Genomic DNA, 15,057 nt, shown 5'->3' with positions numbered 1-15,057 from the left:
CAGGTCCGGCCGGATCCGGTCAGATCCAGCGCAGGATGTCGTCGGAGCTGGTCAGGTGGGTGCCGGAGGGCAGTCCGGTGACGGCGGGGACCCGCAGCCGCGGGTAGACACTCACCCCCGAGAGCCGGGTGCCGGGACGCAGGTCCGCGGCCTCGCCGATCGCCGAGTGGACGAGCCGGACGGGGTTGTCGCGGGCGGAGTGCACCTGCGCCATCGGCCCCACGTACGAGTCGGTGATGCGGGCGTACGGCCCGACGACGGCACCGTCGCCGATCGCCGACCGGCTGAGCCGGGCCCCTTCGTCGATGTCGACGTCGTCGCCGACGTCCGTGTACCGCAGCTTCACCCCGGGGCCGATCTCGGCGTTCCGCCCGATGCGCACGGCGGGGCCGAGCACCACGCTGCCCTCGGAGATCTTCTGGGCGAGGGTCGTGCCCTGCACGCTGTCCTTGGTGCGCAGGCTCGACTCGTGGATCCAGTACGGCGGGTCGGTGCTCACCGGCGCGCCCATGGACCGGCTCATCCACCGGTAGCGGCCGCGCAGCACGTCGCCGAGGGTGGCCAGGTAGTCCGGGATGCTGCCGAGGTCGCCGAGCCGGTCGATGCGCGCGGCCGCGACCGGCAGGCCCCGCCGGACCAGCCAGGGCAGCAGGTCGCCGCCCCAGTCGAGGCGCTGCTGGGCGAGCCGGATCATCTCGGGGGTGCGGGCCGCCAGCCGCAGGCGCCCGCAGTCGATGAGGTACATGCCCGCGTTGGTGGGCAGGGTGAAGCCGGCACCTGGCAACGATGTCTCGGGGAAGAGGCGGTGGATGCGGTCGAGGTCGGGTTTCTCCAGGAAGCCCGAGACGCTGCCGTCCGCGGACGTCTGCATCACGCCGTACTTGCCGGCGATCTCCTCGGCGGTGCGGGCGACGGAGGCGACGGTCACGACGGCGTCGGCGGCGTCGTGCGCGTCGGTCAGCAGGGGGAGCGAGAACTCGAAGACGGAGTCGACCGGCATGACCAGCGCGCGGCCGGTCAGGTCCCACCGTTCGAGGTTGTGCAGGGTGGCGGCGCCCGAGCCGACGTTGTAGCGGTCGAGCCGGGCCCGGGAGTAGTGGATCTCGACGCCGAACCGCTCGCCGCGGCCCAGCACGAGCTTGATCTGGCTGTGGTTCTCGGCGCCCTGGGCGACCACGTGGAAGCGGCGGATGCCCTGGTCCCGGCAGTTCTCTACCAGCCACTCGACGACGGGCCGGCCGGCGAACGGGATGAGGGCCTTGCTGCGGATGTAGTCCGAGGAGGCAAGGGTGAGCGGCTTGGCGCGTTCGCCCCGGCCTCCCGCCAGGATTATCCCTAACGTCTCGTCCCCCATGACTGCGCTGCCTCCTCGGCTGACGAATCAATGCCATTCAGTCAACTGAGCCCGTCATTGAGAGTCAAGTAAAAAGTAAAGAAAATGCCCGAACGGGAGTCATGCGGGACCTTGACAGGATCCGGAATGGCGCTCCTGAACAGGGAGTATCAGGATCGGGTGTGGATTGACCCGACAGTCAATCCACCTCTCACCCGTCCAGTCATGTCAGGTGTGGCGGCTGGTCACTTCAGCTCGTCGGGGCAGGGCGTCCCCCGCGGCAGCTGGTACGGCGACGCCAGCCGGTACGTCCCGGCCCGCGGGGCCAGCAGCATCGTCCACTTGTCCCCCTTGGCGTCCTCGGGCGTCTCCATCAGGCAGCCGTTGACGTTGGTGTACGTCTTCGGCTTGCCGTCGGCCCGGTGCTTGGAGGCCTCGGTCTCCTGGGGCGCCTTGAGGCTCTTGCCGTCCGCGTCGACGATGCTCAGCCAGGGCGAGTACGGGATCCGGATCAGGATCCGCCCGGCCTTGCGCACCTCGATGGTCAGCTCGCCCTGCTCCGCGCTGTCCACCGCCGCGTTGGGCTCGGCGAGCGGCACCGGGTCGGTCACCCGGAACAGCTGCCAGTTGGCGTCGCCCCAGATCTGCTTCAGGTACGGCATCCCGCGCTGCACCAGCGCCCGTTCCCGCTCCCCGCCGTCGCCGTCCGGCTCGTCCTTCGGCAGCACGACGAAGTGCACGGCCCAGCGCTGCAGCCACTCGTGGTAGTTCGCGGAGTTGAGGGTGTCGTCGTAGAAGAGCGGGTTGCGCTCCATGTCGGCCTGGCGGTTCCAGCCGCGGGCCAGGTTGACGTACGGCGCGAGCGCCGAGGCCTCGCGGTGCGAGCGGGCCGGGATCACCTCGACGCGGCCCTTCTCGGCGCCGACCTGCTGGAGCTGGTGGACGAGCGGCGCGAGCTCGCGGGCCCAGGACGCGGTCGGGGTCGTATGGACGATGTCGTCGACCGCCTTGAAGCCGATCCAGCCGCAGGCGCCGAGGAAGGCGAGGACGACGGTGTAGTACCTGCGCGACCGCGGGACCGTGTACGGGAGGGCCGCGATCAGCGTCGCGCCCGCGAACAGCATCGGCAGCCGTGAGATGTTCGAGCCGATCTGCGAGCTGACCAGCCACACCAGCACCACGCCGAGGCTGTACACGGCCGCCGTCAGCCGGACCGTCTTCCACTCCTTCGGCACCAGGAAGAGGCAGAGCAGACCGTACGACAGCGGCAGGATCACCGAGCCGAAGCCCATCGGCTGGGTGCCGGAGAACGGGAACAGCCAGGCGGAGACCGCCACCACGACCGCGGGCGCCAGGCCCAGCGCCCACGCGCCCGGCCGCCGCTTCTGCAGGAACAACGCGACCGCGACCAGGCCGACGAAGAGCCCGGCCACGGGCGACGCCATGGTGGCGAGCGCGGCGAACGGCGCGGCGACGAGCGCCTTCGCCCACCGCTTGTGCCGCCAGCGGTACGGCCAGCAGAACACCGCCCCGACCGAGGCCAGCGCGAAGACCGTGCCGAGCCCGAAGGTGACCCGCCCGGACAGCGCGTTGCAGATCAGCGCGAACACCCCGGCGAGCGCCGCCCACAGGGGGTTCTTCACCGCACGGCTGCGGATGAGCAGCAGGGTCAGCAGACCGGCCGAGACGGTGCCGGCGAGCATCATCGTCGTACGGACGCCGATCAGCGACATCAGGTACGGCGAGACCACGCTGTACGACACCGGGTGCATGCCGCCGTACCAGGCGAGGTTGTACGCCGAGTCCGGGTGCCGGCCGACGAACTCGGCCCAGGCGTCCTGTGCCGCGAGATCCCCGCCGCTGTTCGCGAACGTGAAGAACCAGATGATGTGCAGGACGCCGGCGAGGGCGGTGACCGACAGCACCGGGTGGCGCAGCAGCCGCCTGCGCAGCGGCTCGGTGGCCCGCAGCAGCCGGTCGATCTTACGCTCCGTGTCGTCCGCGGCTGCCGGCGGCAGGGCTATTCGCGGGCCGGCTACCGGGCCCGGATCGGCGTTGTCGGCGCGTGTCGGCTCCGCTGTGGCCACCTGAAGGCACTCCCCGTGTCCCGTCTTCTGTTCTCGGCCGCGTTCCACGGTGTTGGCGGCCGCTTTCCGTCCAGTTCGCGGCCGTGTCCCGGCGACCGGCGACCTGCCCCGATTCGTGACGCTAGCACGCACCCCGCCGCGGGGCCCTGGGGTGGGCCGCCATCGGCGGGGTGCGGTGACGGAATGTCGGTTATGGGTCAGCCGAGGCGGGTCAGCCTGCTCGTGAACCCGGGCTCGGCCAGGTCCTTCTCCAGGGCGACCGGGACCTGGACGGCGGAGCCGGAGCCGTCACCCACGGTGAGGGTGCCGACCTTGGTACCGGCCTTCGCGGTGTGCGGCACGTCGTCCGGGGCGAACGACAGCTTCACCTTCAGCCCCGACCAGCCGACGGCCGTCACGTCCTGGGTCGCCACGACCGGGGTGCGGCCGCCGAGCCCGTCGTCCACGTACCCGACGACGTCGCCCTTCTTGTAGATCGTCGCCGACTTCAGCGCGCCCTGGGCCGCCCGGATCAGCTGGTCGCCCGCGTTGAGGGCGGCTTTGAGGATGCTGTTGTCGTTGCTGGCGTTGGCCGGCTGCCGGAGCACCGCGCCGATGACCGTACGGGTCTCGCCGCCGACCGTCTTCTTCGCGGCGAAGACCAGGTTGCCGAGGGCGGAGGTGGTGGTGCCGGTCTTGATGCCGACGACGTCGTTGTGGCCGACCAGCTGGTTCCAGTTGGAGTGGTTGACACCCTTGTAGTCGTCGTACGACATCATCGCGGCGACCTCGCGGAAGGACGGCTCGCTCGCCATCGCGGCCTTCGCCAGCTTCACCTGGTCCACGGCCGTGGACACCGTGGAGTCCGTGAGGCCCGACGGGTCCGTGTACGTCGTGTTCGTCATCCCGAGCTTCTTCGCGGTGGCGTTCATCTTCGCCACGAACGCCTTCTCGGAGCCGGCGTCCCAACGGGCCAGCAGGCGGGCCACGTTGTTGGCCGAGGCGATCAGGATGCTCTCCAGGGCCTCGCGCTGGGTGATCGAGTCGCCGGCCGTCACGTCGACGGTCGACTCCTGGCCGGCGTTCGCCTGGTCCTGGGCCGCCTGGTCGATCTTTATCTTCGGGCCCGCGGCGCCGCTCTTCAGGGGGTGGTCGCGCAGGACGATGTACGCGGTCATCACCTTGGCGACGCTCGCGATCGGCACCGGCTTCTGGTCGCCGGAGGAGCCGAACGTGCCGATGCCCTGGACGTCGAGGGCGGCCTGGCCGTCGGCCGGCCAGGGCATGTCCGTCTTGCTGCCGTCGAAGGTGTACGTGTCCTTCGCGGTCAGGTCGAGGGTGGGCTGGGGGAGCGGACGCAGGGTCTGTACGACCGCAAAGACGATCAGCAGGACGATGACGAGCGGCGTCCAGATCTTGACCCGGCGGAAGAGGGTCCGGACCGAGGTCTCCGGCGGCGGAGGGGTGTTGGTCAGCTCGGCGAGCAGGTCCAGCGGGGGCTTCGGGGGAAGCGGCTGCTGGGTGGTGCGCTCGGGGCCGATTTGGGGGAGGACGGTGGTGCGGGTGGTGGAGGCGGGCTCGGGCCTGCCCTCCGGCTTCGGGCCCTGCTTTATGTCCGACTTGAGAGCGACGAACTTGCTGGTGCGCTCGGCTTCGGTCTCGGGGGACTTGGGCTTGGGCTTCGTGCCGCCGCCCAGCTTGAGCGTGGTGGTGGGCTGGTCGACCTGCGGGGGGCGGGGGGCCTTGAGCATGGTCGTGGGCTGATCGACGGCGGACTCGGCTTCGCCTTCGCCGCCGCCGGTTTTCTTCCCACCCGCACCACCCGTGCGGCCATCGTCGTCGGCCGCGGGTGACCCCTTCGGTGCCTCCTCGCCGTCGGCGTCCGCGGGTTCGACGGTCGCCTTGGGCTTGTCGGCCGGCTCGGCGTCCTGGGGCTCGGTGGTCGCCTTGGGCTTGTCGGCGGGTGCGGCGTCTTCGGGTTCGGCGTCCTCGGGTTCGGCCGTCGGCTTCGGCTTGTCCTCGGGGGTGGCGTCCGTGGGTTCGGCGGTGGTTGCCGACTCGCCCTGGTGGGCGGCGTCTTCGGGTTCGGCCGTCGGCTTCGGCTTGTCCTCCGGTGCGGCGTCCTCCGGTTCCGCGGCGGCTGCCGACTTGCCCTCGGGCTCGGCGTCTTGGGGTTCGGCGGTGGCCTTCGGCTTGTCGGCGGGCTTGTCGGCGGGCTTGTCGGCGGGCTTGGCGTCCGCGGGTTCGGTGGTGGCCTCGGGCCCGTCCTCGGGTTCGGCCGTGGGTGCCGACTCGTCCTGGGGCGTGGCGTCTTCGGGTTCGGCCGTGGCCTCGGGCTCGGCGTCCGCCGGCTCTGCCGGGGTGTCCTCGGTCGTTGCCTCAGGCGCCGTAGCGGTCTTGTCGGCGTTCTTCGGGGGCTCCTGCGCCCTCTGCGCCCGCTCGGCGCCCTCGGGGGCCTCAGGGCCCTCCTCGGCCTCCGTGACCGCCTCAGGGGCCGCCGCGTCCTCCGCCGGCTCGCCCGTGCGTACCCACGCCGCCACCGCGTCGCGGAGCTTCGTGTCGGTCTCGCCGCTCTCGCCGCTCTCGCCGCTCTCGCCGCTCTCGCCGGTCTCGTCGGTCGTCTTCAGGTCCCGTACCGAGAAGATCCGGGTGGCGGTGTCCACGCCGCCGGCGGTCTCCTTCTCGGCGGCCACCGCCAGTCGTGGATCGCGTGCTTCGGGAACCGTTTCCGCGCTCCCCGACGTCGGTTCTGCCGACGACTCGCGCTGCTTCGACCTGTCGGGGGACTCGCCCGCCACCGATGCCTCCTCCACGCTTCGCACGTTGCCGTGCGCTGTCCGAACCATGTACCAGTGTCCTGTGTGCGGGCTTAGCCCCTGCGGTAGACGAGAACGACATACCTACCGGTTCCCTTACGAACCGGTCACGCACCCTCGACAGACCAATGTGAGAGGGGTCACCCTGTCATTCATCCACGCGGGGAGGCATGGATGGGCAGGAGCCGCAGAACACTTCCGGAGGAGCTTCTGCTGCTGGCATTGGACCCGGCCACGGGTACCACTGCACAGCCGCAGTCGCTCGACCTCGGTCTGGCCGGAGCACAGCTAGTAGAGCTGGCGCTGGCCGGACGGATAGCCCCAGACGGGGATCGTATCGCCGTGGTGCAGCCACGGCCGACTGGAGATCCGACTTTGGACTGTGCGTTGGAGTTGCTGCGAAGGCGTGGCGCTCCCGTACGGGCTGTTCACTGGATCGGCGGGCCACGTCTCGGCCTTCGCCAGGTCTATCTCGCGCATCTGGAACGGTGCGGCATGGTTGCCGCCGTAGCGGGGCAGATGTGCGGTGTGCTGCCGACAACTCGGTACCAGGCGACGGACAACGCCGTCACCCGGGAGATCCGTGGCCGGCTGGATTCGGCGATCCGCACCGGCGTACCGCCGGACCCGCGGACCGCCGCGCTCGCCGCCCTGGCCCACGCGGTCGGTCTCGGCAAGCATCTGTACCCGGGGAACGAGGGTCGCTCCTCGCGTTCCCGGTTGCGTGACCTGATCCGGCACGACCCGATGGGCGGGCTCGTGGCCCACGCCGTCATGGACGTGCAGAACGGCGCGGCCGCCCAGCCACGCCGCGCCCCGGCCCAGGCCGGACCAGGCGTCAGGTCCGCCGCGTCGGAACCCGCCCGCGGTGTTCCGATGCAACCGCGCCGAGGTGCGGGCGCGATGGCGCGCGCCGTGGTGCACTGAGCCGCAGTTCCACGGCAGCAACAGCCGGCGCAAGTCGGCAACACAGCACCCCTGAGACCCGGTTCGGGAGCCGCTGGTCCGAGCGGGGCGGTGGAGGCGTACGCAGTACGCGCCTCCACCGCCCCGCTCGGCATTTCCGTCCGGAGAATCCGGAACGTGCCCGAACTGACGCGTACGCGCCGCATATCCGCTGTTTCCCAGCGGTAGGAACCACCTTGGTGGCAGTCTGCTCAACAGCAGATACGCAAAGTGGTAGTTACAGGCAGGCAGCCGGAGGTGCACGTCCCGTGGCGTCCAATGTCAATCCCACCGTCAGGCGACGCCGGCTGGGCCAGGAGCTGCGCAGGCTCCGCGAGCTCAAGGGCATGACGGCGGAGGAGGTGGCGGAGCGGTTGCTCGTCTCCCAGTCGAAGATCAGCCGGCTGGAGAACGGGCGCCGGAGCATCAGTCAGCGCGACGTCCGCGACCTGTGCGGGGTGTACGAGGTCGAGGACCAGCGGGTCGTCGAGTCCCTGATGGAGATGGCCAGGGATTCGCGGCAGCAAGGATGGTGGCACGCGTTCGGGGACATCCCGTACAGCGTCTACATCGGTCTGGAGACCGACGCCGAGTCGCTGCGGGTGTACGAACCCCAGCTGGTCACCGGGCTGTTGCAGACCCGGGCGTACGCCGAGGCCCTGGTGCAGGGCGCGTTGCCGGAGACCTCCGCCGCCGACATCGAGAAGCGGGTCCAGGTCCGGATGCGGCGACAGGAACGTATCACCGCCGAGCACAACCCCCTCCGCCTGTGGGTGGTGCTCGACGAGGCCGCGCTGCGCCGGCTCGTCGGCAGCAGGCTGGTGATGCGCGAGCAGCTGGAGTACCTGATCGAGATGTCCCAGCAGCCGCACATCACCGTCCAGGTGCTGCCCTTCGAGTGCGGCGCGCATCCCGGCCTCAACGGCCAGTACGCGATCCTGGAGTTCGCCGACGCGGCCGACTCCAGCGTCGTCTACCTGGAGGGCGTGACCAGCGACCTCTACCTGGAGAAGGCCCACGACGTGCAGAAGTACGCCGTGATGTACGAGCACCTGCGCGCCCAGTCGCTGAACGTCGAGCAGTCCCGGCAGTTCATCGCCGACGCGGCCAAGGAATACGCCCGCTGAGTCCTCCCGGACGCCCTTCGGGACGCCTTTCGGGACGCCTTCCGGACGGAGGGCGCCGGATCGTACACCGGCGTAACGCTCCCATGGAAGTCTCCTCTGGAATATGCCACCCGGTCGAGTGAACGGGTACTCCAGGCGAGGAAGTTGGCTAGTAGCGTCGATCACGCCAACCGGTCAGAAAGGTTGGCGTGAATCGCACTACAGCAATCTCGTAACAGGAGTGGACATGGCACTGCTTCAGGGCGCCACGGAGACGTGGACGAAGTCCTCCTATTCCGCAGGGAACGGGGCGTGCGTCGAGGTCAAGTCGCCGACGACCGCGGGACTCGCCGTACGCGACTCCAAGGTCGAGGAGGGCCCGGTCCTCGCATTCCCGGCCGGCGCGTGGAACGCCTTCGTGACCTCGGTCAAGGCGTAGGGCACTCGCTGACTCACCGCTCACGCTCCCGACTACGACAACTGCACAAGCGTTACCCAGAGCCCTCTCGACCAGCCCGCCGTCCTTGCCGAGGGGGCTCGGCTTGTGCCCGCCCGCCCCTGCCCGCCGGCTCTCACCGCACGGGGAACGCGACATCGCACACCGGGTCCTGCGGTCCGGCCGCGTCCCAGTCCGCGAAGTAGACCTCCCGGCACGGCCCGTCGCACGCCAGGCCCTCCACGGCCGCATCCTCCGTCACCGGGCGGATCCGTTCCGCCCGGTGACGAGGAGGCTCGTCCCTGCCCCAGGGGCAAGGTCAACCCGCGATCGGACCCGCGATCAGGCGAGGGCGGCCTCCACCGCCGCCACGACCTCGGCCGACTCCGGCTCGGTCTGCGGCGCGAACCGGGCGACGACCTGCCCGTCCCGGCCGATCAGGAACTTCTCGAAGTTCCAGCGGATGTCCCCGGTGTGCCCCTCGCCGTCGGCATACCCGACCAGACGCTCGTAGAGCGGGTGCCGGCCCTCGCCGTTCACCTCGACCTTCTCGGTCATCGGGAAGGTCACGCCGTACGTCGCCGAGCAGAACTCGGCGATCTCCTCGGCGCTGCCGGGCTCCTGGCCCATGAACTGGTTGCAGGGCACCCCGAGCACGGTGAAGCCCTGCGCCGCGTACCGCTCCTGGAGCTTCTCCAGGCCGTTGTACTGCGGGGTCAGGCCGCACTTGGAGGCCACGTTGACAATGAGCACGGCCTTGCCGCCGTAGCCCGGCAGACCGGCGGAGCCGCCCTGCAGTGCACCGATCTCCACGTCGAGCACGGACCCGTTGTTCTCAGAAGTCGTCATAGGCGGATGCTAACTCCGTCAGGTGGCGGTCCGGGTTCCGGCCTCCACGAGCACGTCCCCGGCCGCGGTCCGCGAGTACAGCACCGACCGCCCGGCCCGCCGCCGCTCCACCAGACCGGCGTCGAGCAGGATCCTGAGGTGCCGGCCGACCGAGCCCAGGCCCTGCCCGGTCACCACCGTGAGGTGGGTCGTGCTCATGGGCGCGTCGAGCAGGACCAGCACCCCGGCGCGGGCGCCGCCCAGCAGGGCTTCCAGACCGGCCGGAACCGCACGCTCCGAGGGGTCGGAGAGCGCGCCGGCGCAGGTGTAGACCAGCGCGTACCGGTCCGGTTCCTCCCACGAGACCCAGCCGGACTTCGGCGTGACCGGCACGAGCAGGAGGTCGGCGCCGGAGATCTCGCGGGGCGGGTACTCGTGCAGATTGACCTGGAGCCGGTTGGAGCCGAGCCAGCGGGTCCGCCCCGGCCGCACGGAGTCCAGCACCTCGGCCCAGCCGCCCCGGCTGACCTGCGCGGTCCGGGCGACCACGTCCGCGTCCAGAATCCGCCGCCGGCGGTCCCAGGACGGCCGTACGGTCGCCTCCCACACGTACGTCAGCAGATCGGCCGCACGGCCGGGCAGGTCGTCGCGGTCCAGGGCGGCGGGGAGGGGGCCGCCGAGGGAGAGCCGCAGGTGCGCGCGGGCGTCGTCGGGGCGGGCCGCCCGCACCCGCGCTATGCCCGCCTCGGCGCTCTCCCCGTCCCGGGGCGTGGGGGTGAGGAAGTCGGCGGTCCACACCTCGCCGAGACCGGCACGGACGAGCAGCGCGGTGACGGGATCGGCGGCGAGCCGTGCCCGGTAGCCGGGCAGCTGCTCGTCCAGCCAGCGCCGCTCGCCGGGATGCGCGGCGGTGCCGCCGTGCAGCAGCCTGAGGCTCGCGAAGGTCTCGGCGAAGGGGGAGAGCACGAAGCGGCTACGGGCGAGCGTGTCCGCGTTGAGCTGCCACCAACCCAAGAGGATCTCCCTGCTGTCAGACGCGCCGCTGTCAGAACCTTTGCCGTCAGAGCCGTCGACGTCAGAGCCGTCGACGTCAGAGTCGCTGTCGGAATCTTTCGCACTCGTGCGAAACAGTAACGCCCGCTTCCGGCTCCCCCGAGACTCCGAGCCATGTCCACCAGCTACCAATCCCTCTTCCGCACACCCGAGTTCACCCCCCTCTTCCTCGGCGCCGCCGCGCAGAACGCGGGCGGTACCGTCGGCGGGCTCGCCCTCGGCACGCTCGTCTACCGCTCCACCGGCTCGCCCCTCCTCTCGGCGCTGAGCATGTTCGGCCCCTCGCTCGCGCAGGTGCTGGGCGCGACCTTCCTGCTCTCCGGCGCCGACCGGCTGCCCCCGCGCACCACCCTCGCCGCGATCTCGCTCACCTTCGCCGTCGCCACCGCGGGCCTGGCGCTGCCCGGCCTCCCCGCCGGCGCACTGCTGGCCGTCGTCCTGCTGCTGGGCCTCGTCGCCTCGCTCGGCGGTGGGGTCCGCTGGGGGCTGCTGAACGAGATCCTCGACAAGGACGGGTATCTGCCGGGGCGTTCGCTGTTCAACATGATGAGCGGGCTGGTGCAGATCGCCGGATACGCCGCCGGCGGCGCCCTGCTCGCCGCCGTCTCCCCGCGCACCTGCCTGCTGCTCGCCGCGGCCCTCTACCTGACGGCCGCCGTCGTCCTCCGCCTCGGCCTGACCGCCCGCCCGCCCCGGGCCGCCGGCCGCCCCTCCGTCGCGGCGACCTGGCGCACCAACGCCCTGCTGTGGTCGTCCCGCCCGCGCCGCCTGACCTATCTCGGGCTGTGGCTGCCCAACGGCCTGGTCGTCGGCTGCGAGTCGCTGTACGTGTCGTACGCCCCGCAATCGGCCGGCACCCTGTTCGCCTGCGCGGCCCTCGGCATGCTGGCCGGTGACGTGACCGTCGGCCGGCTGCTGCCGCCCGCCGTCCGCACCCGCATGGCCACCCCGCTGCTGCTCCTCCTGGCCACGCCCTACCTGGTCTTCTTCCTGCACCCGCCCCTGCTGCTCGCCGCCGGCTGCGCCACCGTGGCCTCCGTCGGCTTCGGCGCGAGCCTGGTCCAGCAGGAGCGGCTGATGAGCCTGACCCCCGACGAACTCAGCGGACACGCCCTGGGGTTGCACTCGGCGGGGATGCTGACCATGCAGGGCGTGGGTGCGGCACTGGCGGGCTCGGTGGCCCAACTCACCTCGCCCGCCAGTGCGATGACGCTGATGGCGCTCGCGTCACTCGCCGTGACGCTGACGCTGGCTACTGCCGGTCGGCAGGAGCGGAGGATCCCGGTGACGGTTCCCGCGGATCCCGCGGGGCGGTGACCTCGGCCGCCGGTCCGAACCGGTCCGCGACGGCGGCGATGTGCTCGATCCCGGCCTTCAGCGCGGCCTGCCCCTCCGGGGCCTCCAGCTCGCGCTCGTTCTTCTCGACCTCTTGGTCGAGCCGCTTGGTCGCCCGCTCGAAGTAGCGCAGCAGCTCCACCGGGAACGGCATCACGAGCGTGGAGTTCTTCTCGGCGGCGACCTCGACGACGGTCTGCAGGAGGCGCAGCTGCATCGCCTCCGGGGTCTCCGACATGATCCGGGAGGCGTTGGCGAGCTGCTGTGCGGCCTGGAACTCACCGTCGGCCGTGATGACCCGGGCCCGCCGCTCCCGCTCCGCCTCGGCCTGCCGGGACATGGACCGCTTCAGCGACTCCGGGAGCTGTACGTCCTTGATCTCGACGCGGTCGATGTGGATGCCCCACTCCGCGGCCGGGCTGTCGATCATCAGGGCGAGCCCCTCGTGCAGCCGCTCCCGGTCGGTCAGCAGGTCGTCCAGGTCGCTCTTGCCGATGATGGAGCGGAGCGAGGACTGGGCGACCTGGCCGACCGCGAACACGTAGTCCTGCACCTCGATGGCCGCGCGGACCGGGTCGGTGACCCGGAAGTAGACGACGGCGTCCACCTTCACCGACACGTTGTCCTTGGTGATGCCCTCCTGCGTGGGCACCGGCATGGTGACCACCTGCACGTTCACCTTGCGCATCCGGTCGGCGAAGGGGACGAGGAAGGTGATCCCGGGGCGCCGGAAATCCGGCTGCGCCTTGCCCAGGCGGAACACGACCCCACGCTCGACCTGGTTGACCACCCGCATCCCGCTGCGCAGCACGAGCAGGGCCGCCACGACCACCAGTACGACCCCTACAACGGCGCCGTCCATGGGCACACACTCCATTCTCGACGTGGTCCGGACAAGAATCCGGACAAGGAAGAGGACACGTCCGGGCCTTCCCGGGATGCGGGTGCCGGCGTCAGGAGTGCGTAAAGAAAAGAAAGACAAACCGGGCACCCGTCGCGCCTGCTGCCTGGACCTCCGTCCCGGCTCCCCGGCTCCCGGCTTCCCGCTCCCCGGCCCACCGGCCCCGCGACCAGGTCGCCGTCCGGCGCGGGCACACCCCACCCGCATGGGCTATGATCAATCCAGAGCTGGCCGGACCGGTCCGGTCCGTCTGGTGCTGCGTTGGTGGTCCAAGGAAAGACGCCCCGCTTCCTGCGGGGAAATGCAGGTGCAAGGCCTGCCCGGCGCTCCATATCGAGGCCCGTCCACACACTGGACGGGCCTCGTGCATTCCCGGCACCCGGGACCGTCACGTCTCCGGTCCCCACCACTCCGGCCCGCCGCCCCGCCAGTCGATCCACGGCGCCTGCGCCACCTCCGCCGGATCGATCTCCAACCCGGCCCGGCGCAGGAACTCGGCGACGTCGGTCACGTTGTGTGCCAGCCCGAGGATCTCGCCGTCCACGCGCACGCGCCGGCCACCCGTCGGCGACGGCGGATGCACGATCACCCGTATCGGTCCGGACATGCCTTCAGGATCATCCGGGACGTACGGTCCCGCACTCCAGCCCGCCATCCGAGCCCCCTCAGCTCCCGGCCCGGTCCGACTGCCCCAGGCCCCCCGGGTCCCGCAGCTCCCGCCACGCGGCGGGGCTCGGCCGCCGCTGCCCCCAGTAGGGATGGAAGAACACCTCCGCCGACAGCCGGTACAGCCGCCGCCGCAACTCGGTACGCCCGGGCCGCACGGCGAGCTGCCGGTAGGTGGCGCTCCATTCCTGCTGCGCCCGGGCCAGGTCAACGGGAAACGATCGCATGGCCGAATTCAAGCACGTGTTCGATTTTTGAGTCCATCGAGCCAACCGGGTCCATCGAGCCCATCGGGTCCATCGGGTCCATGGAGGCCGGACCCCAGAGGCCACCGAGGTGCGCCCTGGTCGGCGTCGTGTCGGCAGGATGTCGGCCGTCCGCCGGGGCTGTCGGTGATCTGTAGGCGATGTGTCGGGGGCCGCTGGAACCGTGGATGCCGAGCCGCCCCGCAGGGCAGCCGCAGCCGCCGTCGACAGCCAGGGAGCCCCGTCGTCATGTCGTCCACGTCCCCCGCCCGGTCCTGGGTGGTCCAACGGCTGCCGCGGGCCGACGGCAGCGTCTTCCTGGTCACCGGCGGCAACGCCGGCATCGGGTACTTCGTCGCGGAGCAGTTGTCCGCGACCGGAGCCACCGTCGTCCTGGGCAGCCGCAACCCCGCGAAGGCCGCAGCCGCCACGGCCTCGATCCGCTCGCGGGTCCCCGGCGCCCGGGTGCGGGCCGTTCGGCTGGACCTCGCCGACCTCACGTCGCTCGGAACAGCGGTGGCGTCACTGGACGTGGAACATCTCGACGCGGTGGTCCACAACGCCGGCGTCGCGCTCGACGCCCCGCCGCGCCGGGAGACGGGGGACGGTCACGAGCTCATGTTCGGCACGAACCACCTCGGGCACTTCGCGCTCACCCACTGGCTGATGCCCCTGCTGTCGGCCGCACCGGCGGCCCGCATCGTGACCGTGGGCAGCTTCGCGGCGAAGTCCGAGCGGCTCGACCTCGACGACCTGCAGTCCCGGCAGGACTACCGGCCCAAGCGCGCCTACGGACGCTCCAAGCTGGCGCAGATGTACTTCGGCCTCGAACTCGACCGCCGCCTGCGCGCCGTCGGCAGCCCGGTGGCGAGCGTGGTGGTCCATCCCGGGGGCGCGCTGGACTCCCTCACCCCGTCCCGACCCCCGGTCCACGTACGGACCGCCGGTGCGCGGCTCCGCGGTGCACCGGCCGCCCTCCTCGTCCAGGGCAAGCACGCCGGCGCATGGCCCGCGGTCCGGGCGGTGCTCGACCCCGCCGTGCGCGGAGGGCAGTTGTGGGGGCCGCGCGTCCTCGGCCTGCGCGGCGGGCCCCGACGCGAACGGGTGTGGAACCACCTCACCGACACCTCCGCGGCGGCGCGGCTGTGGGACGCCAGCCGTGACCTGACCGGCGTCGATCCCGGCACCGGGCGACCATGAAGAAGACCGGCGCGCCCACCCCCGCGGGGGTGCATGGCGTTCGTCCCGGGTTGGGCGGCGGATCGTGACGGCGCGCTTGAGCGTATGACGGCCGCGCGCACCTACGCCCGACGGGCCCCCGCCTCCG

The 15,057-nt window shown here is 71.2% G+C and carries 13 protein-coding genes and 1 pseudogene; 5 read left to right on the top strand and 9 right to left on the bottom strand.

The window, feature by feature from the left end; all coding sequences use genetic code 11:
- Window positions 1-19: 19 nt before the first annotated feature.
- From ABT137_RS04710 to ABT137_RS04700, 3 genes are all read right to left on the bottom strand, one after another.
- Entirely contained in the window at window positions 20-1,354 is a 1,335-nt protein-coding gene (locus tag ABT137_RS04710) for a nucleotidyltransferase family protein (RefSeq protein ID WP_351702440.1), read from the bottom strand.
- A gap of 224 nt (window positions 1,355-1,578) precedes the next feature.
- On the bottom strand, window positions 1,579-3,420 hold the full coding sequence (locus tag ABT137_RS04705; protein WP_351702437.1) for a DUF8823 domain-containing protein: 1,842 nt from the start codon (window positions 3,418-3,420) through the stop codon (window positions 1,579-1,581).
- A 197-nt stretch (window positions 3,421-3,617) separates the two neighbouring features.
- Window positions 3,618-6,245 carry a serine hydrolase gene (locus ABT137_RS04700; RefSeq protein ID WP_351702434.1) on the bottom strand — a complete coding sequence of 876 codons (2,628 nt, stop codon included), beginning with the start codon at window positions 6,243-6,245 and terminating at the stop codon, window positions 3,618-3,620.
- 144 nt (window positions 6,246-6,389) lie between these two features.
- Between ABT137_RS04700 and ABT137_RS04695 the strand changes: the two genes are divergently transcribed.
- The 3 genes from ABT137_RS04695 (at window position 6,390) to ABT137_RS04685 (ending at window position 8,705) form a co-directional block, all read left to right on the top strand.
- The gene (locus tag ABT137_RS04695; protein WP_351702431.1) at window positions 6,390-7,142 is read left to right on the top strand and encodes a GOLPH3/VPS74 family protein; all 753 of its coding nucleotides are present in this window, start codon (window positions 6,390-6,392) and stop codon (window positions 7,140-7,142) included.
- A 287-nt stretch (window positions 7,143-7,429) separates the two neighbouring features.
- Entirely contained in the window at window positions 7,430-8,287 is an 858-nt protein-coding gene (locus ABT137_RS04690; protein WP_093501737.1) for a helix-turn-helix domain-containing protein, read from the top strand.
- Window positions 8,288-8,513: 226 nt separating this feature from the next.
- Entirely contained in the window at window positions 8,514-8,705 is a 192-nt protein-coding gene (locus tag ABT137_RS04685; RefSeq protein ID WP_089102095.1) for a DUF397 domain-containing protein, read from the top strand.
- 133 nt (window positions 8,706-8,838) lie between these two features.
- On the opposite strand, the pseudogene ABT137_RS04680 reads toward ABT137_RS04685, so the two are convergent.
- From ABT137_RS04680 to ABT137_RS04670, 3 genes and pseudogenes are all read right to left on the bottom strand, one after another.
- A pseudogene (locus ABT137_RS04680) lies at window positions 8,839-8,940 on the bottom strand (MerR family transcriptional regulator); the annotation flags it as partial.
- A 104-nt stretch (window positions 8,941-9,044) separates the two neighbouring features.
- Complete coding sequence (locus ABT137_RS04675; RefSeq protein WP_351702427.1) at window positions 9,045-9,551, bottom strand: glutathione peroxidase; 507 nt, start codon at window positions 9,549-9,551, stop codon at window positions 9,045-9,047.
- An 18-nt stretch (window positions 9,552-9,569) separates the two neighbouring features.
- Window positions 9,570-10,544: an ArsR/SmtB family transcription factor gene (locus tag ABT137_RS04670; protein ID WP_351702424.1), complete on the bottom strand. Its 975-nt coding sequence runs from the start codon at window positions 10,542-10,544 to the stop codon at window positions 9,570-9,572.
- Window positions 10,545-10,697: 153 nt separating this feature from the next.
- Between ABT137_RS04670 and ABT137_RS04665 the strand changes: the two genes are divergently transcribed.
- A complete protein-coding gene (locus tag ABT137_RS04665; RefSeq protein WP_351702421.1) occupies window positions 10,698-11,900 on the top strand; it encodes an MFS transporter in 1,203 nt (400 codons plus the stop codon).
- On the opposite strand, the gene ABT137_RS04660 is transcribed toward ABT137_RS04665, so the two are convergent.
- The 3 genes from ABT137_RS04660 to ABT137_RS04650 form a co-directional block, all read right to left on the bottom strand.
- Entirely contained in the window at window positions 11,836-12,780 is a 945-nt protein-coding gene (locus ABT137_RS04660; protein WP_351702418.1) for a slipin family protein, read from the bottom strand. The genes ABT137_RS04665 and ABT137_RS04660 overlap by 65 nt on opposite strands.
- A 427-nt stretch (window positions 12,781-13,207) precedes the next feature.
- Window positions 13,208-13,426 carry a hypothetical protein gene (locus ABT137_RS04655; RefSeq protein WP_351702415.1) on the bottom strand — a complete coding sequence of 73 codons (219 nt, stop codon included), beginning with the start codon at window positions 13,424-13,426 and terminating at the stop codon, window positions 13,208-13,210.
- A 58-nt stretch (window positions 13,427-13,484) separates the two neighbouring features.
- The gene (locus tag ABT137_RS04650; protein WP_351702412.1) at window positions 13,485-13,712 is read right to left on the bottom strand and encodes a DUF8825 domain-containing protein; all 228 of its coding nucleotides are present in this window, start codon (window positions 13,710-13,712) and stop codon (window positions 13,485-13,487) included.
- Window positions 13,713-13,979: 267 nt separating this feature from the next.
- Between ABT137_RS04650 and ABT137_RS04645 the strand changes: the two genes are divergently transcribed.
- Window positions 13,980-14,930, top strand: coding sequence for an SDR family NAD(P)-dependent oxidoreductase (locus tag ABT137_RS04645; RefSeq protein WP_351702409.1), 951 nt, complete (start codon window positions 13,980-13,982; stop codon window positions 14,928-14,930).
- Window positions 14,931-15,057: the final 127 nt, after the last annotated feature.

The organism is Streptomyces sp. NPDC001980, assembly GCF_040296885.1.
Taxonomy (GTDB): domain Bacteria; phylum Actinomycetota; class Actinomycetes; order Streptomycetales; family Streptomycetaceae; genus Streptomyces.
Note: the sequence above shows the minus strand (reverse complement) of the source record. Positions and strands in the feature narration are given on the sequence as shown.

Excerpts from the sequence above, each read along its gene's own strand:
- ABT137_RS04660 (WP_351702418.1), bottom strand. The coding sequence starts at position 12,780 with ATGGACGGCGCCGTTGTAGGGGTCGTACTGGTGGTCGTGGCGGCCCTG.
- ABT137_RS04700 (WP_351702434.1), bottom strand. The coding sequence starts at position 6,245 with ATGGTTCGGACAGCGCACGGCAACGTGCGAAGCGTGGAGGAGGCATCG.
- ABT137_RS04685 (WP_089102095.1), top strand. The coding sequence starts at position 8,514 with ATGGCACTGCTTCAGGGCGCCACGGAGACGTGGACGAAGTCCTCCTAT.
- ABT137_RS04665 (WP_351702421.1), top strand. The coding sequence starts at position 10,698 with ATGTCCACCAGCTACCAATCCCTCTTCCGCACACCCGAGTTCACCCCC.
- ABT137_RS04655 (WP_351702415.1), bottom strand. The coding sequence starts at position 13,426 with ATGTCCGGACCGATACGGGTGATCGTGCATCCGCCGTCGCCGACGGGT.
- ABT137_RS04695 (WP_351702431.1), top strand. The coding sequence starts at position 6,390 with ATGGGCAGGAGCCGCAGAACACTTCCGGAGGAGCTTCTGCTGCTGGCA.
- ABT137_RS04675 (WP_351702427.1), bottom strand. The coding sequence starts at position 9,551 with ATGACGACTTCTGAGAACAACGGGTCCGTGCTCGACGTGGAGATCGGT.
- ABT137_RS04650 (WP_351702412.1), bottom strand. The coding sequence starts at position 13,712 with ATGCGATCGTTTCCCGTTGACCTGGCCCGGGCGCAGCAGGAATGGAGC.
- ABT137_RS04710 (WP_351702440.1), bottom strand. The coding sequence starts at position 1,354 with ATGGGGGACGAGACGTTAGGGATAATCCTGGCGGGAGGCCGGGGCGAA.
- ABT137_RS04645 (WP_351702409.1), top strand. The coding sequence starts at position 13,980 with ATGTCGTCCACGTCCCCCGCCCGGTCCTGGGTGGTCCAACGGCTGCCG.